Origin of the sequence: Pseudoalteromonas luteoviolacea, from assembly GCF_000814765.1 — a bacterium.
GTDB classification, from domain to species: Bacteria; Pseudomonadota; Gammaproteobacteria; order Enterobacterales; family Alteromonadaceae; genus Pseudoalteromonas; species Pseudoalteromonas luteoviolacea_H.
The window spans coordinates 943,526-965,884 of sequence record NZ_JWIC01000004.1; the positions used below are offsets into that span (position 1 = coordinate 943,526).

20 protein-coding genes are annotated in these 22,359 nt (G+C 43.4%); 10 read left to right on the top strand and 10 right to left on the bottom strand.

Going from position 1 to position 22,359, the window contains the following annotated elements:
- Positions 1 to 68: 68 nt before the first annotated feature.
- The gene (locus JF50_RS07485; protein WP_039608779.1) at positions 69 to 1,889 is read left to right on the top strand and encodes a cytochrome c peroxidase; all 1,821 of its coding nucleotides are present in this window, start codon (positions 69 to 71) and stop codon (positions 1,887 to 1,889) included.
- Between the two features lie 147 nt (positions 1,890 to 2,036).
- On the top strand, positions 2,037 to 2,585 hold the full coding sequence (locus JF50_RS07490; protein ID WP_039608780.1) for a hypothetical protein: 549 nt from the start codon (positions 2,037 to 2,039) through the stop codon (positions 2,583 to 2,585).
- Between the two features lie 59 nt (positions 2,586 to 2,644).
- Here the strand turns inward: JF50_RS07490 and JF50_RS07495 are convergent, their stop codons facing one another.
- From JF50_RS07495 to JF50_RS07515, 5 genes are all read right to left on the bottom strand, one after another.
- Positions 2,645 to 4,243, bottom strand: a complete 1,599-nt coding sequence (locus JF50_RS07495; RefSeq protein WP_052262164.1) for a PepSY-associated TM helix domain-containing protein — start codon at positions 4,241 to 4,243, stop codon at positions 2,645 to 2,647.
- 4 nt (positions 4,244 to 4,247) lie between these two features.
- On the bottom strand, positions 4,248 to 4,496 hold the full coding sequence (locus JF50_RS07500) for a hypothetical protein (RefSeq protein ID WP_039608781.1): 249 nt from the start codon (positions 4,494 to 4,496) through the stop codon (positions 4,248 to 4,250).
- Positions 4,486 to 4,806 carry a hypothetical protein gene (locus tag JF50_RS07505; protein ID WP_039608782.1) on the bottom strand — a complete coding sequence of 107 codons (321 nt, stop codon included), beginning with the start codon at positions 4,804 to 4,806 and terminating at the stop codon, positions 4,486 to 4,488. The genes JF50_RS07500 and JF50_RS07505 overlap by 11 nt, the downstream gene beginning before the upstream one ends.
- A 114-nt stretch (positions 4,807 to 4,920) precedes the next feature.
- Complete coding sequence (locus JF50_RS07510) at positions 4,921 to 5,562, bottom strand: GNAT family N-acetyltransferase (RefSeq protein WP_039608783.1); 642 nt, start codon at positions 5,560 to 5,562, stop codon at positions 4,921 to 4,923.
- A complete protein-coding gene (locus JF50_RS07515) occupies positions 5,559 to 6,263 on the bottom strand; it encodes an aspartate/glutamate racemase family protein (protein ID WP_039608784.1) in 705 nt (234 codons plus the stop codon). The genes JF50_RS07510 and JF50_RS07515 overlap by 4 nt, the downstream gene beginning before the upstream one ends.
- A gap of 245 nt (positions 6,264 to 6,508) precedes the next feature.
- Between JF50_RS07515 and JF50_RS07520 the strand changes: the two genes are divergently transcribed.
- Together JF50_RS07520 and JF50_RS07525 are read left to right on the top strand one after the other, a co-directional pair.
- Positions 6,509 to 7,690, top strand: a complete 1,182-nt coding sequence (locus JF50_RS07520) for a hypothetical protein (protein ID WP_039608785.1) — start codon at positions 6,509 to 6,511, stop codon at positions 7,688 to 7,690.
- Positions 7,691 to 8,230: 540 nt separating this feature from the next.
- On the top strand, positions 8,231 to 9,412 hold the full coding sequence (locus JF50_RS07525) for a hypothetical protein (protein ID WP_039608786.1): 1,182 nt from the start codon (positions 8,231 to 8,233) through the stop codon (positions 9,410 to 9,412).
- A 56-nt stretch (positions 9,413 to 9,468) separates the two neighbouring features.
- Here the strand turns inward: JF50_RS07525 and JF50_RS07530 are convergent, their stop codons facing one another.
- The 3 genes from JF50_RS07530 to JF50_RS07540 form a co-directional block, all read right to left on the bottom strand.
- Positions 9,469 to 13,686 (bottom strand): DEAD/DEAH box helicase, encoded by a 4,218-nt coding sequence (locus JF50_RS07530; protein ID WP_039608787.1) that lies wholly within the window; start codon positions 13,684 to 13,686, stop codon positions 9,469 to 9,471.
- Positions 13,687 to 13,760: 74 nt separating this feature from the next.
- Positions 13,761 to 14,270 (bottom strand): GNAT family N-acetyltransferase, encoded by a 510-nt coding sequence (locus JF50_RS25975; RefSeq protein ID WP_052262165.1) that lies wholly within the window; start codon positions 14,268 to 14,270, stop codon positions 13,761 to 13,763.
- Between the two features lie 85 nt (positions 14,271 to 14,355).
- Positions 14,356 to 14,760, bottom strand: coding sequence for a hypothetical protein (locus JF50_RS07540; RefSeq protein WP_235423403.1), 405 nt, complete (start codon positions 14,758 to 14,760; stop codon positions 14,356 to 14,358).
- Between the two features lie 126 nt (positions 14,761 to 14,886).
- On the opposite strand from JF50_RS07540, the gene JF50_RS07545 reads away from it, so the two are divergent.
- A complete protein-coding gene (locus JF50_RS07545) occupies positions 14,887 to 15,672 on the top strand; it encodes a helix-turn-helix transcriptional regulator (RefSeq protein ID WP_039608788.1) in 786 nt (261 codons plus the stop codon).
- 19 nt (positions 15,673 to 15,691) lie between these two features.
- On the opposite strand, the gene nfi is transcribed toward JF50_RS07545, so the two are convergent.
- Positions 15,692 to 16,363: a deoxyribonuclease V gene (gene nfi / locus JF50_RS07550; RefSeq protein ID WP_039608789.1), complete on the bottom strand. Its 672-nt coding sequence runs from the start codon at positions 16,361 to 16,363 to the stop codon at positions 15,692 to 15,694.
- Between the two features lie 137 nt (positions 16,364 to 16,500).
- Positions 16,501 to 17,664 carry a porin gene (locus JF50_RS07555; RefSeq protein WP_039608790.1) on the bottom strand — a complete coding sequence of 388 codons (1,164 nt, stop codon included), beginning with the start codon at positions 17,662 to 17,664 and terminating at the stop codon, positions 16,501 to 16,503.
- Between the two features lie 84 nt (positions 17,665 to 17,748).
- Here JF50_RS07555 and JF50_RS07560 point away from each other — a divergent pair, with 84 nt between their 5' ends.
- From JF50_RS07560 to JF50_RS25980, 5 genes are all read left to right on the top strand, one after another.
- Complete coding sequence (locus tag JF50_RS07560; RefSeq protein WP_039608791.1) at positions 17,749 to 19,632, top strand: methyl-accepting chemotaxis protein; 1,884 nt, start codon at positions 17,749 to 17,751, stop codon at positions 19,630 to 19,632.
- An 81-nt stretch (positions 19,633 to 19,713) separates the two neighbouring features.
- Complete coding sequence (locus JF50_RS07565) at positions 19,714 to 20,166, top strand: YaiI/YqxD family protein (RefSeq protein WP_039608792.1); 453 nt, start codon at positions 19,714 to 19,716, stop codon at positions 20,164 to 20,166.
- A gap of 153 nt (positions 20,167 to 20,319) precedes the next feature.
- Entirely contained in the window at positions 20,320 to 20,808 is a 489-nt protein-coding gene (locus JF50_RS07570) for a GNAT family N-acetyltransferase (RefSeq protein WP_039608793.1), read from the top strand.
- Between the two features lie 12 nt (positions 20,809 to 20,820).
- Positions 20,821 to 21,306, top strand: a complete 486-nt coding sequence (locus tag JF50_RS07575; protein WP_200890381.1) for a GNAT family N-acetyltransferase — start codon at positions 20,821 to 20,823, stop codon at positions 21,304 to 21,306.
- Positions 21,307 to 21,762: 456 nt separating this feature from the next.
- Positions 21,763 to 22,116, top strand: a complete 354-nt coding sequence (locus tag JF50_RS25980) for a DUF2946 domain-containing protein (RefSeq protein WP_152614474.1) — start codon at positions 21,763 to 21,765, stop codon at positions 22,114 to 22,116.
- Positions 22,117 to 22,359 lie beyond the last annotated feature (243 nt).

Genomic DNA, 22,359 nt, shown 5'->3' on the forward strand with positions numbered 1-22,359 from the left:
ATGTGATAAATGGAGTAGGTTGCCGAGATAACCCCACACATCCTGGTAGTCGTTATGGAGGAACTGCAATGTTTGGAAAAAGCTACCGTCGATCGATACATCTCATTTTACTTATACCTATGACATTATGGGGGTCTTCGCTGCACGCCAGCATCCCCATAGAGTCTTCCGCGCCCACTCAGTTGATTGCTAAAGTGCACTCTGCAACTGAAGTCGGGCTCAGTTGGCAGGCACCTATCGGTGTTGAAGGCATTACTGGTTATCGTGTGTTTCGTGATGGTAAACGTATTGGCCGCACTAAAATGACCTTTTTTGTTGATACGTCAGCGACCCCTAATTTTGTGCACAGTTATGATGTCGTGGCCGTGGCAAGAGCACAGGGGAGAAAAACCAGCCAACGTTCCAATACCGATAGTGTAAAAACACTCAGCAATGATACCAACGATGGTATGCGTAATGGTTCGGTGATCAGAGTGGGGATTGCAAGGCTGGTGGATCACTGTGGTACTAATGATCTGGAAACAATACCAGCGCAAGCGCTGGATGCTTGTATGGATAAGCTGATCGAGCACTATACGCTCAAAACGGGCTTAGAAGATATGCAGGCTTATGTGGCGCGCTATCGTCGACAAGAAGACAGTCAAATGATAGAGCTTGGTAAACGCCTATTTTTTAGCAAAGCTTTAAGTCAGAACTTTGATACCTCCTGTGCTTCCTGTCATCACCCTGCGCAAGGTTGCGGCAGTGATGGCTTATCGCTATCTATTGGCGTGAATGCTGAAGATGCTGATGTAATGGGGCTAGGCCGCAGTGATGGGCTGACGGTTCCTGCTGTGGGCAGAAATTCACCGCCAATATGTAATTCTGCACTTTGGGTTGACAGTATGTTTTGGGATCAACGTGTACGGTTACGAGAAGCGAATCGAGACAGTGAGGTGGGGACTGTGTCCATGGCAGACATACAAACACCTGAGCTTGATGTGACGCGCTTAATAAATGAAGAAGTAGAAAGTTCAGATCCATTACGTTTGTTGATGGCACAGGCTCATTTTCCAATAACCGCGGCTGCAGAAATGGGTGACCCCAGCGGCTTTGAATCGCCACAAGCTTACCGGGAGTTTATCGCACAGCGGCTATCCGATAATTGGAAGCCTCTCTTTGTCGCGGCGTTTGGTGATGAGCAGATAGATTTCTTGCGTATAGCGCGTGCTATGGCCGCTTACCAAGCGTCATTTATGTTCATAGATAACCCATTTTTTGATTATATCGATGGCGAGAAGCAAAAACTGAGTGAAGCGCAAAAACGGGGGGCTTTGTTTTTTTATACCGCCGCAGGTTGTGCAAATTGTCATGACGGTGTGATGTTTACGCCTGAACGCACTCGCGGTCCATTGTACCCGCAACTTGGTATACATGGTGTCGCAGATGGAAACTTTAAAAATCAATTTAGAATGCCAAGCTTATTAAATGTGGGCATCACCGCACCGTATGGAGACAAAGGGGTATTTGCCACATTAGAGCGTGTTATTGAGCATTACTCAGATGTGACAGGGTCGTTGGAGCGTTTTTATGGCGATCGCGAAACCTGTGGTTTACCGCAGTTTCAACACTTGAATGCTGAGCAATGCGAACTGGTTGTCGGTGAGGCAGGAGATTACGTTCTGGCATTGAATGCGCAAAATCGAGCGGCCTCAGATCGGGGGGACGATGCCATTATTCGTGGTTTTACTGAGACACAAATCAGCTACCTTGCAGCATTTTTGCACGCGTTAACTGACCCGGAAGCCTTAGCTGGTAGTAATGAAATTAATGCGCTTATTCCGTTTCGTGATGGTGGACCGGATGGCCACCAGTTCGATGCCATAAACCGTGATGGAGGTGCGCTGTAGTCACAACTTCAAGCAGGTGTATGAGTACACCTGCTATTTATATAAATCATTGAATTACTGTCTCGGCTGGCTTTTTATTCATCTTTTTTTGTTTTAGGATTGTGTACTAATAAGCAATTAATAGCTTGCAGCATTAAGGATAGTAGTGTGGTAGATTTTAATTCCGTTATTGAAACGTGGCATGACTTTTATTCCGTCTTGTCACAAGTCAGTGCAACGTTTGCAGGTTTGCTCTTTGTGAGTCTATCTCTGCGTCACGAGCTACTGAACCACCCTGAGTTTGTGCGGGTAAAACGATTGGCACAGCACACTTTTAAAGCCTTTCTATTTCTGGTGATATTTGCGTTGATATTTATCATTCCTAAGGCAGGGTTGTTGGGGACAACTATTCCTTTGTTCTTGGTTGCGCTCTATGCATTTGTTATTACTGCAAGAGGCCTACAAATTGAACTAAAAGATAAATGTGACTATGCCGTACAGGTATCAGGTGCGAGTAAAATCTACCTGCTTTCGATGTTAACTTACTTGATGTTCGGCATTGTTGCCGTGCTACTGTTTCTTGGTATTGATAAAGCGCTCTATTTGGTTGTGGGTTTGGTCATATGGACACTTGCCTTGGTGACCACAAGTTCATGGAAATTATTGGCAGAATTAAACGAAGATAATATGAATCAAAGTTGTCAGCAATCAAAGTGACCCACTTAATTAAAAAGCCCAGCTTTTAAACTGGGCTTTTTAACTTGCGTAGGTCGTGGTTATGGTGCTGTACTTAACTCGGCGTCAGTCTGGTTAATATCTTGTTGCACCTGTTCAGTTTGCTTCGCAAACTTCAACGCGCTATACCAACATAAGCTGGCAATCGAGATTAACATCACATCGACGATAACAAGATCTACCAGCACCATATTTGACAACACATCACCAAATTGTAGGTAATTTGGTATATTGAGCAGTGCTGCCAAGGCATACAACAGCCCTGATAATTTTAACGTGTAGTGACAAAACATGGGTTGCAGCTTGATTAACAGCGACGCGACGATACTGATGAAAAAGCTGATATACACAATTGCTTGAATACTGGTCATACGCCCGGCTATATCAAGTGGGATAACTTTTGCTGCAACAGCACCTAAGGCCAGTGCAATCATACACCCGATAAATGCCCCTGAGGTTAAACGAGTAACGAAAGTAAGGCTGCGTTCGCTTTGCTTTTTCTGTTTGGCGCGTTTGCTGATCCACATGAGATTACCAGTAACAATCACATAAGCGGTTGCCAGTCCTAGAATAAAAAAGGCAATCCGCATCCCATAACCGGCAAAGTCGCCAAAATGCAAGCTGGCAATCGTTGCAAGACCCCCACGCAAGTTGTTGTCGTAGTTGTCTGTGGTGATATAAATTTGCTGCTGATCTTTGAGGGTATAGCGTACATCCACTTCGTTAGAGAACTCATCATTACTCTTACCCATAAATACCAACACCGCATTTTCATCTCCGAAGTGCTCTATCATCATCAGTCTAAGCTTGGCATCACCCATTGCTTCCATGGCTCTCGGGTACAGCGCATCAATCCCTTGCATTGGCATACGTTTATCAGCTTCTTCAATATGAGGCTCATTAAATCCTGCAGCCTGTAGTACTTTTTCTTGGCTGCCTTGATACAAAATTAACGCGTATGAGATTTGATAGATGATCACAAGGTTGAATACTAGGCCTGTGAATGCGTACATGATATGAAATGGTAAGCCCATGGTGCCAATTAGGTTATGGGCATCAAGCCATTTATCTTTGTTTGCGCTAAAACGGTATTGATAAAAGTTTTTAAACAATTTACGCCAATGGATCACTACACCGCTGAGCAGGGCGACAAAAAAGAACAGAGTAATAATACCGACAAAGTATAAGCCAATGCGCCCAAGGCCTAAATCATAGTGTAAATGGTATACAAAATTGGCGTATTGAAAGTCATTGGCGTCGGCAATCACATCACCGGTCATGGGATCGAGCAATAAGTACATATCTTGGTGATCTTCACCAGTTTCTGGGTGAGGCTCATCAAGCTCAACGGCAAAGTAGACCTGAACGAATGGGTTTCGCTCTGAAGGCTCATATAAATAGAAGCCATGGTGCGTATCTACTTGGTATTGCGCATCGAGCTTAGCTAAGACGGTATCATAGGAGACCTGCTTGCCATGTGGTGCATGCTCACCTATCAAGGCTACTTTTTCCCAAGTATCGATGTTCGCTCTAAACAGGCTGATTGAACCGGCAATAAATACGATAAACAAAACAAATGAAATGATGAGACCAATCCAAGCGTGTGCATTGGTGAGTGTCTTTAAAGTTTGGTTTTTCATCGTATTATACCAGTAAAATAACGTTAAGGAGTGCAGAAGGGAGCAGCACTAAAAACATGTGCTTGGCGGCTTTAATTGCAGTGTCAAATGCGTACACCCAAACCATAACTCCAGCCCAAATAGGGAAGCCTAAAATGAGTCCGATGAGCAAGCGTGTATCTTCAGCAAAGGGTAAAATTAAGTTGGTATTAAGGGCCAACGAAATTGAAATACATAATCCTGCAAAGAAACCTAGAATCGTTTTAGGCCACATAAAGCGTCCCCCCAACTGTTGTACAAAGTACAACGAGTAACATCGATACAGACATAAACAGACGCTTGGACTTACCTGATAAAATTGTCACAGATACGAGCCCCAACATGAGTACGACTAAGCTCGCTAAAAGTGCCGAAACAAGTGGGAAGGTGTGCGCAAAAAGTGCATTTGCAACAACGTATAGTGCTAAAGCAATCAGGTAGCCGACGGCTTTATTCAGCGGCTTGTCCATTAAGCGCTGTTTTGGGCTAGATAGGTACAGCAGTAGAGAGGCTGCCCATATGGGGATAATAGCGAGAAAGCTCATGTAAATAAAAATCATTGTTATTTTGTTGTTTATTGTTTCAATAAGTGAATCAAATTTCAACAATAAAAGTATGAAGATCTTACAACCTGAGCCTAAGCAGCATGCAAAAATGTATTAAATGAGTAAAAAAGACCACAGTGTTCTTGTTTTCGGGTCGCTGGGATCAGGGCCGACTTCTGTTCCACCCATAAGTTTAAATGTGCTGACAAGCGGTGCATTGATGATCTGTGTTCTACCAATCATATGACAGTAACCTTGTGCTTTTGCACCACTCAAAAAATGCTCAGTTAGCTTAAATATTAAACCCATACCGAGCTTGGTTTTATGTAATTCCTTATTGATAATTATCATATCTGCATATAAGCCGGGTTTGGTATCACTTGGTAATGTTCTGGGAAACCCCCAAATGAGGCCAATGAGTTTTCCTTGGTCAAATGCAAGATATCCTAAGCTATTTTGCTTAGATGAAAAGTAGTGCTGGGTACGGGAGGGGCTCCAAAATGACACCAATGGAGTATCACAAGTAGGGCAGCGTGTTTTGTTGTGATATGTCCCTGTGTCTACACTGAATTGGTTGCCTTTACAGTGTGGACAAACATACCCCAATTGCACAACTGCGTCTTTTGTACAGTAGGCTTGATGAAGATAATCAGCCAATACATCGGCACCCCCAATAGACTCAACACTAAACGCTTTGTACTCAAGGTGAGCAACTTTACTGGTCATTTTTTTGATAAGCTTTTGTCTTTTGGTCATAAGTGGAAAGTGGTCTTTTTGGGTTGTGAGATTAATCGTAAGCTCTCTTGAGCTAACAATGTGATAGGGTCTATAGTTGGAATTTTTGCCAATGGCGGCAGATCTGTGCAACCGAGAATAATGAGTTCGGCACCCCGGGAAATAAGGCGCTCGGCAATACCAAGTAGCCTGTTAGGTGTGTACTCAGAGCCCAACGCGTGTGCATTGGATACTTGAGACAGGATGAATTGATCAATCTGTCTTTGTTCAAATGCGGTTGGCAGCTCAAGTGCAATACCATGTTCATTTAGGGTGTTTAAATATAAGCTTTGCTTTATGGTTTGTGAGGTCGCGAGTAACCCCACTTTTTTTATCTTATTACGAGCAAGAGAATTCACGGCAAGTTCAATGATGTTTAGCACAGGGATGGAGACTTGCGATTGAATATCTGCAACAAAGCAGGTCAGTGTATTGCACGGTAAAGTAATTAAATCTGCCCCACCTTGTGCGAGTTGTTTGGCCGACTCAATTAGAAGCGATCGATAGGGATCAAGTTTTGCGCCTTTGGTTAAGGCAGTTGCTTCCAAGCTGTAAGGGACGGGCAGGCTATCGAGTAATATATGAGGCCTATGCGCCAAACGATTATTATGTTGTTGTAAGCTTAAATAAAACTGGGCACTTGCACTGGGTCCAACGCCGCCGATGATACCTATGGTATGCATAATCACAATTTTACCGTGTATAAATATTATTGTTGGCGATTATCTATACATTTCCACCCAAGTCTATTACGTAAATATTACACCTCATTATCAAGTTGAGGGTGGTTTAATAGAATAGTATTAATTTAAATGTGTATTTTATGTGAAAAATAGGTGTTTTATTTTAATTAAAACGATAGGCTATAGCGGCGTAGTGTGATAACTACGCTGATATATTTGATCGTAATATTTACAAGGAACTTAACATGAAATATATACAGGGTACTTTGTTAGCCCTCTCTCTGTGCTTTTCGGCATTTGGGCAATCAAGCGTAATACAGGTAGATAATTTGTGTGGACCAAACGGTGTCATGCAGCCTGAGTTAAAGCAATTTCGGCATGAAAGTATGTCAATCGATGCTGCACAACCGCAGTCTAGTGACAAAACGGGTATCAGGTTTTTGGGCTTTGACATCACCGAAAGTGGAAGTGAGAAAAACCTGACGGCTCGGTTTGCAGGTGGTGATGGACTTACCTATGCATATGCTGACATATATTCAGGTGATCACGATTTAATCTGTGGGGAAGTGTATAGTTCAGCACGTGAGAACAATTTTGCATGGGCCATCAATATGCCGCTTTCTGGTTTGCCGGCGATATTAAATCAAGAGGGCGAGATAGCAATATGGTTACTGAGCTTTCATGACGTTAACGGTGTAGTGGAAGACCGTATCAGTGAAATAACGTATGATAAACAAGCATTAATAGAGCTAGTTAATCATCACTCTGACACTGCGTTGCCTTATCAATTAACTATCGCACACCCAAGTGACTTGGAAACACAGCATGGTCCAAACCGCATTGTATATTGTCTCAATAGCCGCTTTTTCAATTGTGACTACTCTATTCATGAGCATCCAAGGGGTGATGATGCTCGATGGAATACAATTGGTATTGCGCTGCCTTTTAAAGGTCAATTGACTTTAGATGGCTATGTTTCGTCAATTCTTTATAAAGAAGACATCACCTCAGATATGAAGGTAATGGCAACAGACATTGGCGTATGGCATGCAGATGTGCATGAGCCATTTCAGCTAGGCGCATTGCATCCGAATAGTAAAGCCTTTTTGTCACAGTTTATGACGCTAAGCCATAGTGTGGACGCAGACACCGGGAAAACCGAATCGACAATTGCATGGGATATCCCAGTGGTGCATGGTGAATTTCTAAGTAATGGTACGTTTGTACGTGATTACAATACATACCTTTTGTATAACTTTGCTGTACAAAGAAATCCATTAGGTAGCTTACAAGATGCACTAAATAATGGGTATACCGAAGCGCAGTATCATACACAAACCAAAACGAGCAGTATTGCGATGACAGGGTTACATGATTCATTAAACGGTGTTTTAAAGCTTGCCCCATTGACGGTGACATATCCATAAATGTCAGATGAGAGCAGGCAACAGCCTGCTTCTCGCAAAGTGCGCCAAAAGGTCTTAGATGTCTTCAGTAGTGTTAGCTTTGTTTTTTACGAGAGTGTGTAAGGTGTATTTTGGCCACTCAGTAGTGGGTGGGCTAAATCGCGTTTTTGCTCATGCAGCTGTCAATGGGCAATAAACTGACTGAATATCACGGCGTTGTGCTTATTTTCTCTCGGTGCTTACATCACTCATTTATAGTGCCCCTATTTTGCCTCTTTTATTAATATTCTCTCCTCCAAATTATAAGAGGTGGGTATGGTACCTATTAGTATATGAAGTCTATGAGGCGGGTGATTATCTGTATATTTACGCCCAAGCACGCTACGCAAATTTTTATACATCACCAATAACTTAAAGGTTATTACGTAGAATAGTATTAAATTAAATGTTTGCTTTATGTGAATTGTAGGAGTTTTATTTTAATCAAGACGATAGGCTATATAAACGCAGATTGAAAACTGCGCAGATATATTTAATCGTAATACTTACAAGGATCTGAACATGAAATATATACAGGGTATTGTGTTACTCTATGCGTTTTGCTTTGCTTCATTTGGACAATCAAGAGAGATACCGGTAAGAAATATGTGCGGACCCAGTGCGCAGATGCAGCCTGAGTTAAATCAGTTTCGGCATTACACTATGTCAGCAAATACAGATCCATTTCAGCCTACTGAAAAAGCAGGGGTAAGATTTTTGGGATTTGACGTCACCGAAAGCGCGGGTGGGAAAAACCTGACTGCTCGCTTTGCGGGTCAAGACGACCTTGCATATGCCTTTGTTGAGGTATATTCGGGAGATTTCCCCCTGCTGTGTGGCGAAATCTGGGGATCTGAAGATGAAAAGAATCTCGCATGGGCAATCGATATTGATCTTTCAGCTGTACCCACGAGGTTAAACCCTGAGGGTGAAGTAGAAATATTGCTATTTAGTTATCACCATGCGAATGGTGAAGATGAAGAGCGCTTCCGCGCAGTTGCTTATGATAAACAAGCGTTATTAGCGCTCGTTAATCATCGCTCTGAAACTACCTTACCTTATCAATTAAATATCGCACACCCTAGTAACTTGGTGCCAGGGCCGCCCATGGAGGGGGTAATTTATTGCCTCAACAGCAATCATCAATTTTGTGACTATTCCCAACATAGACACCCCAAATTCGCTGATGACCCTTTGGTAATACATGGTATTGCGGTGCCTTTTAAAGGCCAATTTACCTTAGATGGGTATGTATCATCTATTCTTTATAAGGAAGACATCACACTGGATATGAAGGTGATGGCGACAGATTTTGGCATATGGAATAGGTCGGTTTCTGAGCCAATTCAGTTAGGCGCATTGCACCCCAACAGTAAAGCCTTTTTGTCACAGTTTATCACGCTGAGTCATAGTGTGGATGCGGAAACAGGGGAAGTACAATCGACAATCGCATGGGATATTCCCATAGAGCATGGCGAGTTTCTAAGTACTAAAACCTATGCCCGTGATTACAATACGCATTTGTTGTACAACTTTGCCGTGCAAAAAAATCCTTTGGGCAGCCTTCAAGATGCGCTTAGTCGTGGGTATACCGAAGCGCAGTACCATGCGCAAACAAAAACCCGAGCCATTGCGATGGCAGGGGTATATTTGTCAATTCATGATACTTTAAAGCTAGGTCCGTTAATTGTAACTTTTCCATAAGTTTTAGATGAGAGCAGGCAACAGCCTGCTCTATCAAAGCGCAGACTGAAAGGGTCTTAGAGGGTATCTTTCAGTAGCTCTAGCACTTCTTTTACTGAGAGTGTGTAAGTTGTATCTTGGCCGCTCAATAGCTGCTGAGCTAAGTCGCGCTTTTGCTCATGCATGGCAATGATCTTTTCTTCTATAGTTTGCTGTGCGATCAAGCGATAAATGGTTACAGGTCGAGATTGTCCAATACGGTGTGCTCTATCTGATGCCTGTGCTTCAACCGCTGGATTCCACCAAGGATCCATGTGGATCACATAATCCGCAGCCGTGAGATTAAGCCCCGAGCCGCCGGCTTTGAGACTAATTAAAAATACCTCACCTTCACCGCGCTGAAATGCATTAACACGTGTTTGGCGCTGCGCCGCAGGCGTTGAACCATCTAAGTATTGATAACTCACACCTCGTGTTTTTAAATGTTGCTCTAACAGCTGTAAATGGCCGACAAACTGACTGAATATCAGAGCCTTGTGACCATTTTCTCTTAACTCTTGTAATAGCTCATCTAATTTGTTTAATTTGGCACTGCTTAAACCCAATTCAGGGGCCACCAAATTGGGGTTGCAGCAGACTTGGCGTAGTTTGGTCAGCTCAGCAAGCATCGCCAATTGTTGAGATCCTGCATCTTGTTGTTCATTGGCCTGTGCGATATTGGCAATGGCGTTTTGACGCAGTGCCTCGTAAAGGGTGTGCTCTTCATCGCTAAGCTGGATCGGGACATTGATTTCGATACGTGGTGGCAGCTCCGTCAGTACTTGATGTTTCATGCGTCTTAAAATGAACGGTTGCAACAAGGTTTTCAAGTTTTGCTGTGCATAGCGCGCCGCAATTGGTTTGTCTTCTTTGCTCTCTATGGGGTGTATGAATCGTTCAGAGAAACGCTTGAGATTACCCAATAGCCCAGGGTTAACAAAACGAAATAATGACCATAATTCTACCAAGTTATTCTCAATAGGCGTGCCTGTGGTGATCATTTTAAACTGCCCTTTGAGTGCACAGGCTGCTTTGGCGCGCTGTGACAGCGGGTTTTTGATGGCTTGTGCTTCATCTGCCACGATACAAGACCACTTAATACTTTTGAGCAGTTCAATGTCGCGCACCAATAAGCCGTAACTGATGATCACGACATCCTGCGCTTGGAGTTGCGCAAACAATGCAGCTCGGGCGTCACCGGCACCATAGTGTGACAATAATTTTAAACTGAGTGTCGGAGCAAACTTCGTTGCTTCTTGCTGCCAATTAAAGCATACCGAAGTCGGCGCGATGATTAAGCTCGGTCCTTCTTTTGCCTTTTCAAGTAGTACAGCCAGAGATTGCAGTGTTTTACCAAGGCCCATGTCATCGGCAAGACACGCTCCTGCTCCCCAATGCGCCAGACGCATGGCCCAATCAAATCCCGTATGCTGATAATCACGCAGGGTTGCGTTTAAGTCAGCTGGTGGGGTTATTTTAAGCGTATTGGCCTGATGCATTTTTTGTGATTGCTCTTCCCAAGCAGGCAGGGTTTTCATGCGCATACCCGTAACAGCCTCAGAGACGATTGGGCTGGCAAGCGGGTGAAAGCGACCTTGCTCTGTACTTTGATTGAGCTGTACTAACTTTTCATGTAAGGCTTGAGACAGTGCGACGACCTGCTGTCCACTGAGCTCGATAAATCTGCCATGGCTTTGTTCAACCAGTTTTAGCAACTCTTTAAGTTCGATGACTTGTTGGTCATTAATTTTTAGCTCACCATTTAAGTCAAACCACTGGTTTTTCTTAGAGATGGCCAGCTGCAAATGTTGTGATTCTAAAGGCTTCGATAAATTGACCTTTTTCCCTTTGGGCCAGCGAATTTTAACCTGTAGGGGCGGCGAGCTTTGCAAGCCCAACTCTAACTGTTCAAGGGCACAAAGTGCATCTTGTAAATCAGCAATGCACAAGCGGTTATCGGCCATGGCTAAAAAGGCAGGGCAATGCGCGTCTAAGCTGTCGAGCAGTTCTTGTTCGTGGGCCAAGTTACGTTTCGTGGCGATGCGTTTGCCTTCAATTTCAGCACTGATACTCGCATTGCCAACACCTGGGTGGAATGCGGGTCCCAAATCACCAAACGGCATACTTAGGCAGTGAAACTCTAGTCCTTGTTGATAAGGGCTAACATTAATGATGAGATGAGCTTGCGGGTCAACCGTTTCTAACCCGATCTCGATGTCGCTCACTTGAGAGGCGATATTCAGCAGCGGCGCAATGGCTGCGATGCTGGCAATCAATTTTGGCTTGGCTTGCTTTGGAATAAGTAAGCCATTTTCACCAATGATGTGTGCAATTTTCAGGTGTTGCTTATCAAAGTAAGTGAATGCATATTGATGCGATGTAATGTGCTTTATGGCATAGACCGTTGAGTACTTTGCAAAATCTTCGGGTAAATCAGTCAAGCTAAGCAACAGTTGTTCTCCACATGCTGTGATGGCGAGTTGTGCTGGAGACTCGATGATGTCCAGAGGTTCGTTCAAATCATTGGTAGTAAATACATTGGGTGCGAGTGCTGCCGCACGAAGCGCTTCAACGCTATTGAGGTGATAGGTGGTGTCTTGCCAATGTTTGTCGATGGACATGGCATCGATAACGGCCAAATCTGATGCCGTTAAATAGCTCAAATCTTGTTGATTTTGATATAGCGTCTCAAGCGGCATGGCTTTGCCTTTGCTCCAACCATTAGGTTGGCGTTTTTGCACTTTTGCTTGAAACGAAGCTTTACCATTGGTGATATCAAGTAGCCAAATCAATCGTTCAGTGGCAGTTGAGTCAGCGTCATCTGATAAGGCTTCTTTTGGCGCAAGCGCGAGCAATCTATCTAGGGCAAGATCCCATTCAGACTGCTGTTTAATCAGCGTTGCGAAGTTAAGACTCAGCCCACTCTCTCTATATTCATTCGTCACAGAGGTGTATAGCTGATCGGTAATGTCGGTAAATAAGCCCAGTGTCGCGTTACTAAAAAAAGCGCGGCATGCTTTCAGTCTTTCGAGGTGTTGTTCATTGAGCGATTGCTTACACCAGTGCATCGCCAACAGTGAAAAGAGCTGACAAGCGTAATAATCCAAAGGACGGTTTTGCAAGTCCCGTTCATGCTCAACAAACTGGCTAATGAAGGGGGCCGCAGTCAATAAAGACTCACTCAAGCACTCAAATAATTGGCCAATATAGTAATTCGCTTTATTCCCTTTTTTATCGGATAGCTGGTTACTGGCAAGGGACATAGCTTGGTGAGTGTGATCATTATTACTTGACGCTGACGCTAAAAGTGCGATGAGGTGGAGCCAGCCAAAAACACCGTCTAAATAAGGCGCTTTTTTCTTGGAATATTTTTGCTGTGCCTGAAGCGCACTGTTAAATTGCTGACATGCAAGCTCGCTTTGGTTGTTAAGCAGTAAAAAGCAGGCTTTAAGCTGCTGCGCATAACTGGTTATATCGTTGGGCTTTATGAGTTGCTGTGCTTGGTCGAGTTGGTTATCGACTAGCAAGGTTTCACTGAGTAAAAACCGCAGGTTTCTATTATTTGGGCAGTGCTTTTGCGCTTGAATAAGCAGCTCAAGCGCAACATGGTTATTGATACCAAACTGTTTTTGGTTCGCAAGTAATGTTGCAAATGCTTGGTATTGCATCTCTTCTGGTAACTCAGCAAACGTATCCAGTTGGAATGGGAAAAAAACAAACTGCACCAATGCACTGTTATTTTGTGTGTTTACTATTTGCGGGTTTTTGTGAAAAGCCAATCTCGCTTTTGCTTTAGGTAGCTGGCCAAGTAACAAAAAATCGCGCGTGAGACGATTTTCATCTTCTGGGTCTCGCTCCCATTCATAGGCATTCAGCACTGGGATAAACGCTTCTGCACATTTTAATATCGGTAACAATCGCCCAAGCTTTTGTGCATGCTGAGTCACAAGGTTAGCGATAAGTGGATTTATTCGAACATTGAGGTGCTCAATAATAGCTAGCTGCTTTGCTTCTAATAGGGTTGTCAGTTCTGAGCTAAGTGCAGAAACTGGCCTACCTTGTGCGATGACTTTTTGCTCTGTTAAACGCTTTAGTATTTGTTTTATTTTTATGGTAGACGCCGACTTAAAAACCACTGCAAGCACTTGCACCAGCGTTTGGTAGTCCTCATCAAGGGCTAAATAGTCTTGATAGAGTCGCTCTATGATGACATTGGTATCTGGTGTGAGCGTGAGTGGGCGATTAAGTGAGTGCAAGAGTATTCCTAAGCGTACAAACTGACGCAGGGAAAGTATCAAATGGTCGCCAATGTCACAAGCTTTCTGTGGGACTAAAAGTGATAGACATAAAAGGCATTTTGTCCGTCTTTCGCTGTCGTATCGAGATGAAATTGACACTTCTCAAGGGCACGAACAGAGCTTTTATTATGTGGGTCTACGCCAGCAAATACGGTTTTAATGCTGGTGGAGTGTGCTAAATAAGTCATTAGCCCGGACAAAAGCTCGCTGCCAAAGCCCTGTCCCCAAGCCTGTTCGGCGATTAAATATCCTATGTGTGCTGTGTCACCAGAGCGGTGGACTAAGGTTAATCCAATTGGCTGAGGACGGTCTTTGAGTGCGGTTTCTTTACTCATCGCGATGAATACATCAGCTTCTTCGAGCTTGTCGTTGAGCCATTGTACTGCGTGCGCATCAAGCGGCGGTGAATGCCACTGTTCTGGTAAAAATGCAGTGACAGCAGGAGTGAGCAAGTGCGTAATTTGCTGAGCATGGTTTGGCTTTGTCAACAAAGACTGGCAATGATATACGCAGAGTCTTTGCGTAGTGAATAAAGAGGGCATCTGTTTAGCTCTCCAAAAGCGGCATTATCAGTGCCGCAAGCAGGGTTTATTGGTAAAGGTTAGTTACTTTCTGACTTGAATGCACTTATTGTTGAGATTGCTTAAACACCATCATTTTTTGGTGACCTGTGAGTGCAGGACCTGCGAGAGCTTTCAATAGTAGGCTGCCTACGTAAATGAAGAGGGCGCTCACTAGTGCATCTAAAAACCAGGCTATAGGCAGTGCTGTTACCCCTAAAAAGTCAGGCATATTTTGCAGCGCAGGTAAGGTTGCTTGCTGAGTGAGTGCATGCAGCGCTAAGGCGACCCAAAAACCAAAACAGTAAGGGCAATGCCAGGCTTCATAAAGGTAAGCAAGTGGTTTAGGGAGTCCATCGACGAGCGTGTTAAACCACGTGCCCCAATCAGGCAGCTTTTCCCAGATCAGAATATGTAATGTCAGCCCCATCAAAGCAATGGAAACGTTTATCGTTATTGGAGAATCAACCATAATATACCTCGAAATATGCATTTTTTAATATGTGAGCTATTCTAGAGCTAAATTTATTGGACGATAATTGATAGAGTTTAGTAAAAATCGGCTTTTTTTAAGCTTTTCAGAAAATGGAGTAACAGTATGCATGCACTGGCCGTTGGCGAGGCGTTTTTTGAGACGCTAACAGAGCAAAAGCATGATTCACATGCGGAATGCGTGCTGACTTTTATCGTATCTGGTGAAATGACCATTGCTCATCGCTTGCCTTATCATGTTAAGCCCGGGTCGTTTAATATTGTGCCGCCGGGAGTCCCGCATACACTGTTAACAGGTGAAAGCTTACAGGTCTTATGGCTGAGTTTTTGTCCTGATTGCTTGGGTTTAGCCGACAGTGATTTATTGATTCCTTTTGAATTGGTTAAGAAAGGCGTGCTGCCAGTGAAAGCTGCAAACTTGGACAGACATGCCTTCATTACAACACTCTTTTATGAACTGATCGCCGCTCAACAACAAAAATTGAGCCTTGAAGTGCAACGCAGCTTTGTTGTGTTGTTGTTAAGTGAACTTAGTCTGGCTGTCTCGTGTGGCGCGAATTCGCCGCAATATAATGAGAAAGTTGAAAAGGCGCTCGCGTTCATACAGTCCAATTATCTACACGCGATTGGACTCAATGAAGTAAGTGAGGCGGTTCATGTGACGCCTCCTTATCTTGCCCAATTGTTTAAACAAGAAACCGGGCATACGGTTGGTCAATGGATCACACAAAAGCGCTTATCGCAAGCATGTACTCAACTGCTGCATACTTCACAGCCTGTGAGTCAATTAGCAGAAACACTCGGGTGGAGTGATACCACCCACTTTATTCGCCAATTTAAAAAATATATTGGCCAAACGCCTGCGGCATGGCGAAAAAATCAAAAGTCCTAGCGTATTAATTTATGGATATTTAAGCTTTCAGTGCTTTTAAGCTGCGATTGACCAGTTGATCCGCTTGGCGTGTCGTTTCAGGTAAGCGAAATTTGGGAGTGAGCTTTTCAATCCATTGTACAGCCGTTTCAATACTTATTTTGTGTCCCACCGAAACAAAAACCGGCTTGATATCTTTTTGCGTGCGCAGCACCTTGCCGATAAGCGTCTCATCATGCATTAAATCAGATGTGCTTCCCTTACATGGGTTTGGCATATCATATTCACCGATCAGCTTGGTTTTACCACACCCTATAGTGGGTATATCTAAAAGCACACCTAGGTGGCTTGCCATACCAAAACGCTTAGGGTGTGCGATGCCTTGTCCATCACAGACAATTAAATCTGGCATCATCGATAGCTTTTTAATGGCATTGATTAACGGGGGGATCTCACGAAAAGAAAATAACCCTGGAATATATGGAAAGCTGATGGTCTCTACCACACTACATGACTCGATAACTTGCAGTGTTTTTGCATCTAAAAGTACCACAGCGCCTACCACTTGGTTATTGTCTTCATCATAGGCAACATCTACGCCTGCGATTGTATCAATTTCATTGAATTGATCAGTCATAACGACGGTATTGGCTAAAGATGTTTGAATTTGCAATGCGTCTTCTTGTGTTGTGGGTGCGTTGTATTGGATCATGCTGATGATTTATGTTGGTATTGATGATTTGATTATGATGGGGGGCAAAAGATAAATATCAATAGCTTACAGGGTTTCTTAACGACTTAATCGATAAAAGAGCCTCTGTATCGTGAGTAACAGAGACTCTTTGGATGTTAGTAATTTATCGACGTTTTAAAGTCATATCTGAAACCAACTGACAAGGAGTCAAAATCTTGGTCGTTCGTATACGACTTGGTGAGGTATTCAAGGTGTACACGCAGCGGTGGCGTCGGCATCCATTCTAATGTGACGTTGTAACCATCGTAGCTCTGATTCGCTGGGTCGTTATCGCTGTAGCCGTCGTCAAAATCAAAAAAGCCCGCTTTTAGCTTATAAAACTTTGTCAATTTATAAGCAAAGGAGAGATCAAGCGTAGATCCATCTCTGTCTGCGATGTTGTTTCTTTCATACGTTTTATCTTGGTAGGCGAGGGCAGCGTAAAAACGGTCTGTAAAATCATAGGCTAAAGAGCCTGCCCAGATGGCGTTTTCCCCTTGTCTGACTTGCTGGTCGTAGACATCATTCATTTGGTAGGTGATTGCGGCATGCAATCCATCTTTGTCATAGCTGACACCAGCATTGAACAAGTCTGCATAGTTTTCGTTATTTGCTCCATCGTACTGTGCAACAGCTACAAAAGTAATAGGACCACTGTCAAGGCGGTAGCTCAGCAAGTTGTCAACGAAAAATAGGCTTTCGTTATCATAGGCGTATGGGCTGTTAGCATGGTTAAAAATATCGACGTATTCGGCAATAAACAAGTATTGTGCTGGTCGCTGTTTACCAATACCAAAGCGCCCAACCGGTGTTACTAGGGCAGTGTAGGCGCGGCGAGAGCGGCCAAATTCTCCCGTATTTTGAATGTCTATACTCCACTCACCATGCAGTTCTGCGGCCCAGTCATCATTAAATCTGTGGGTGGCTTTGATCCCCGCGTGGGATAATGCGTCACGCACATCGTATGTATCTTCCCCTTTGTCTTCGATGCGTCCATAGGTTGGGCGCATAGTCGCATAGACATCGACTTTGTGCGTTACAGGTTTTTCGGCCACTTTAATCGCAGGCTTTGTTGCTGCCTTGGCAGTGGGTTGTCTAGTGTCTGCTGGCTTTTCAGGTTCTGGGTGCTGCGCTGTAAATCGTCGTTTGAGTTCCGCGAGCTGGGCTTCAAGTGCCTTAATATCATCCATGGTGACGGGACGGTTATCATTTGCAATCACCGGATATGCAAATGACGTTGATAGTAAAAGAGCAAATAAAGAACGGCTCGCTGTTTTCATAGTCTTTAAACCAATTAGTTGCGATAAAGCGAATTATAGACAACACTTTGCGATGTTGACTGATTTTTTTTCTGGCGAGTAACTATGAAGATTAGAACCAAGTTTTCAGTCGCTTCTGCGCTGGTGGTGTTTATCATCATTATTGTATTCAGCGGCTCTACTTACTGGTTTATCAATGATTCAATGAAGCAAAAAACGGCTGCTTATGTGGGAGACACAACTCAGCTGCTGGCGATCAGCATTAATAACTGGCTATCGAAAAAAGCCTCACAAGTACATTTAGTGAAGACACAGCTAGATGTTGATTTTAGTGTCGAAAATTTTCAGCAAGCGTTAAACACACCTTATTTTAGTACCTCATTTTTGCTGGCGTTTGGTACTGTGGATACAGAAACAGGGCTTAGGTCGAACAATCCAAATCGTCAGAACCCACCTGGCGTGGATTTTCGCCAGCGCCCTTGGTATTCACTGGCAAAACAAAAAGGTAAAACGGTATTTACCAGTCCCTATGTAGATGCGGCTACCGGTGAGTTACTATTGTCAGTTGTTTCTCCGATAAACTATCAAGGCCAGTTCAAAGGGGTGATCGGTGGAGACCTGAGCCTGACGACCATTGCAAATAGTATCAATGCGGTTGATTTTGATGAAACTGGATTTGCATTCTTAGTGGATAAGCAAGGCGAAATCATTTCGCATCAGCAAAAGGATTTAAATGGCAAAACGTTACGTGACATTTCGCCTAACCTATCACTGGCTCAGTCAAAAACAGTGATTGAAGCGCAGGTCGGTGGTGAAGACAAAATCATGTATTACTACCCGCTGGATGACCAATATGGTAACGCATGGTACCTAGCGGTAATGCTTGATAAAGACAAGGTCTATCAAGTGCTCAATAAGATGACATTGAATACGATTGTGTTGGCAATCATTGCCGTTGTGTTAGGGTCATTAACAATCAGAACACTCGCTATACATCTTTTAAAACCACTCAAAGAGTTAGAAGCTGCCATTACCAACATCGCATCGGGTAGTGGTGATTTGACTCAGCGTTTAACCATTAAAAATGATGATGAGTGCGGCAAGGTGGCGCAGCAGTTTAATATATTTTTAGGGTCACTCCATCAGCTCGTTTCACAAGTAAAACAGGGCACAGACATGGTGGTGTCGAGCAGTCAAGCAGCCCGAGAGCTGGCAACGCAATCAAGCTCGCGTTTGCAAGAGCAGGTTGGATTAGTGGAAAGTTTGGCAACTGCCATGCATGAAATGAGTACGACTTCCGGCGAGATAGCGGGTAGTGCGCAAAATGCAGCCAGCTCTATTACAACCGTGAATGACAAAACCCGAGATGGACAGCAAGTGTTTTTAGAAACGAAAAAAGAGATTTCAGCGTTATCTGAGGAGATAAATGAGTCTCATGCGATGAGTACGCAACTTGCTGAATACAGCCACAGTATTGAAAATATTCTATCGGTTATAAATGGTATTGCTGAGCAAACAAACTTACTGGCGCTTAACGCCGCGATTGAAGCTGCAAGAGCTGGTGAGCAGGGGAGAGGGTTTGCAGTTGTGGCTGACGAAGTGCGCTCGCTTGCCACCAAAACCCAAGAGTCGACAACAGAAATTAAAAGCATGATTGAACAAATACAGGTATCGTCAAATCAGGTGCAAAATGCCATGGGGGCAAGTCGAGATAAAACCTTGTTATGTGTTGAGCAAACAGAGCATGCGACGCAAATGCTAAATGAAATTTCGGAGTCGGTAAAAGATATCATGGATCGCAATATTCAAATTGCGACGGCGATTGAAGAGCAAAGTGTTGTCATTGAAGAGATCAACAAAAACACCGCAAATATTAATGATATTAGTGTTGAAGTTGATAACTTCGCCAGTCAGCAATACGAAGCAAGTCAAGAGTTGGCTGAGCAGTCACATGAACAAGAGGTACTCCTGTCTAAATTTACCTTATAGTATGGTGAGCTGTTTTCAGCTGAGCCAAAAGCACGTATGATTTTGCTCAGTTGAAATAGTCAGTGATTGTAGGAGCAAATCATGGCCATATGGGTAGATGCAGACGCGTGCCCTGTCGTAATTCGAGAGATTTTGTTTCGAGCAGCAGTACGTACTCAGGTGACAGTCACTTTGGTGGCAAATCAATATTTGAAAACACCACCGTCGCCGTATATTTGCAAGTTGCAGGTGAGTGCGGGTTTTGATGTTGCAGACAACGAAATTGTAAAGCGTATGAGCGCAGGCGATTTGGTGATCACCAGTGATATCCCTCTTGCTGCTGAAGTTATTGAAAAGGGTGGACTTGCACTGAGCACCCGAGGTGAAATGTATACCACTGAAAACATCCGTTCGCGTTTAAATATACGTGACTTTATGGATACGATGAGAAGTAGTGGCGTGCAAACTGGTGGGCCACCTCCATTAAGCCAAAGTGAAAAGCAGCAGTTTGCAAACTGTTTAGATAGGTGGTTACAGCAGCACAAGACACAGTAAAACTCGCTTCACAGCCTGCTGATGATGCAGGCTCATTTTTCTCACCCATTCATCCACTTAATCACCAATACGCGTATTGATCTTCGGTTCATTTTTTGTAAAGTAAGTTGTCTATCCAATAAAAGGGCACATAGACTGCCAAGAGAGAGAACCATGATAAGAGAGATGACAGAGCAAGACTTTGTGGCGTTTTGGCCTGTGTTTAAACAAGTTATATTGCAGCAAGAAACCTACGCATATAACCCTAATATGTCGCAAGAAGAAGCTTATCAAATTTGGTGTGCGCAGCCATTAAACGCGTTTGTCTATGTTGAAAATGAACAAGTCTTGGGGACGTATTACATCAAGGCCAACGCTATGGGACCCAGCGACCATATTTGTAATTGTGGCTATATGGTTTCACCGCAAGCGCGCGGTAAAGGATTGGCAAGAAAGTTATGTGAGCATTCTCAGTTACAAGCTTTGGCACTTGGATTTAAGGCGATGCAGTTTAACTCCGTTGTTTCGAGCAATGAAATTGCGGTGTCGCTTTGGAAAAAGTTGGGGTATGAGATCATTGGTACTATTCCGAACGCTTACCGTCACCCTCAGTTGGGGTTTGTTGATAGTTATATTATGTATAAGTGGTTGGAGAAAAAATAGAAGGAGTGAACCTTGAACAAGGAATTAGTGTTTTATTATTTAGCTGATAAACCTGAATACCTACCGACAGTCGCTCGCTGGTATTACTTGCAGTGGTGCGAACAAAGTGGTCGCTACACATTAGCGCAGATCACCGAAAAACTGCGAAATTCATTAAGTCGACACGCGTTACCACAAGTTGTTATCGCGATGATGGGCAGCAAGTTGGTTGCAGCTGCGGAGCTAAAAATTCGTGAAATGGATGACTACCCACAATATGAACATTGGATTGGTGGAGTGTATGTGGACGCACAAATGAGAGGCATGCAGATTGGTAAAAGGCTGGTGTCTTATGTGGTATCGCAAGCGAAATTAGCGCAGATAAAAACGCTCTACTTACAAACAGAGCAATTGGACGGCGGCTTATATCGTCAATTGGGCTTTGAACCAATGTTTGAGACACACTCGACAGGCTATCATGTGCTTGTGATGAAAAAATCACTGAGTTTGTCTGTATGATAACGGGTAAATCATATTACTTTGCCAGTATCAGATCTGCTTTTGTTGATTGAACTCTATTGCTAGCTGGGGGCTGGAACCCACGTTCGTTGCCAAAGTAGTGCTTATATATCATTGGGTGATGTGTGTTTATGCTCATATTTGTGTGGTAAGTACATAGCCCTTTAAGCGTTAAAAGTTGAGTCACCTTATATTCTTGATCCTTATGGGCAATAAGTTGGAGTTACATGTGGGATCATTACAAAGTCTTTAACGTTTAAAAGCGAAGTCTTACCAAGGGCGAGTGTGATACAACGCACTTTGAACAACCACAGTATTGTTCGGTTAATTACAATTGAAAATAATAATGTTATTACATAACAATGGTTTATAGTTATTTTTTAGTCTTGACTTGATTGACTTTAATTCGGCCAATGATTATATTGACGGCTCATTTATCATGCTAAGGTGTTAGATTTGAACTCTCGGATATGGGCTTATTTGATGTTGGTGGCAGTGATTGCATTGCAGCCAGTGTCTTTTGTGACATCTCTATCCGATGTACACTTGGTAGATATAAAACACCTTCAGTCTACACATTCTCATCAATTCGATCTGCAAGTGACCAATACCATAGAACTCGATGAGCATGGTCACGCGATTCAGGATTGCCACCACTGTGGTCATTGTTCTGGTGGTCATACCTCTTGGTTAAGTCGATACTGGCAAGAAGTGGTCACATTGATGCCTTCATATGTCGTGATCAATACACCTGATACGCGTATCCGAAGACGAGCCGAATCGAAATATAAACCTCCAATCTATTCTTAACTTCTCTTTTTCTTATTAAATAGAGCTGAATTCGAGCGTTATTTAATGAGCAATTAATCAAGCGCTTCCTAGAGTATATCTTGCAAAAGACCGAGGCACGTATACATAAGGACGAGCATCGTTTTGACGCAATCAGTTTTTGCGTTATGTCATCAGCATCAGTGTGTATGCTTGCTTAGCAAGCGTTCATAGAGCTGGTGCGTGATTATTATCGCCCAACGCAAAGTTGAATTGATGTGTTGG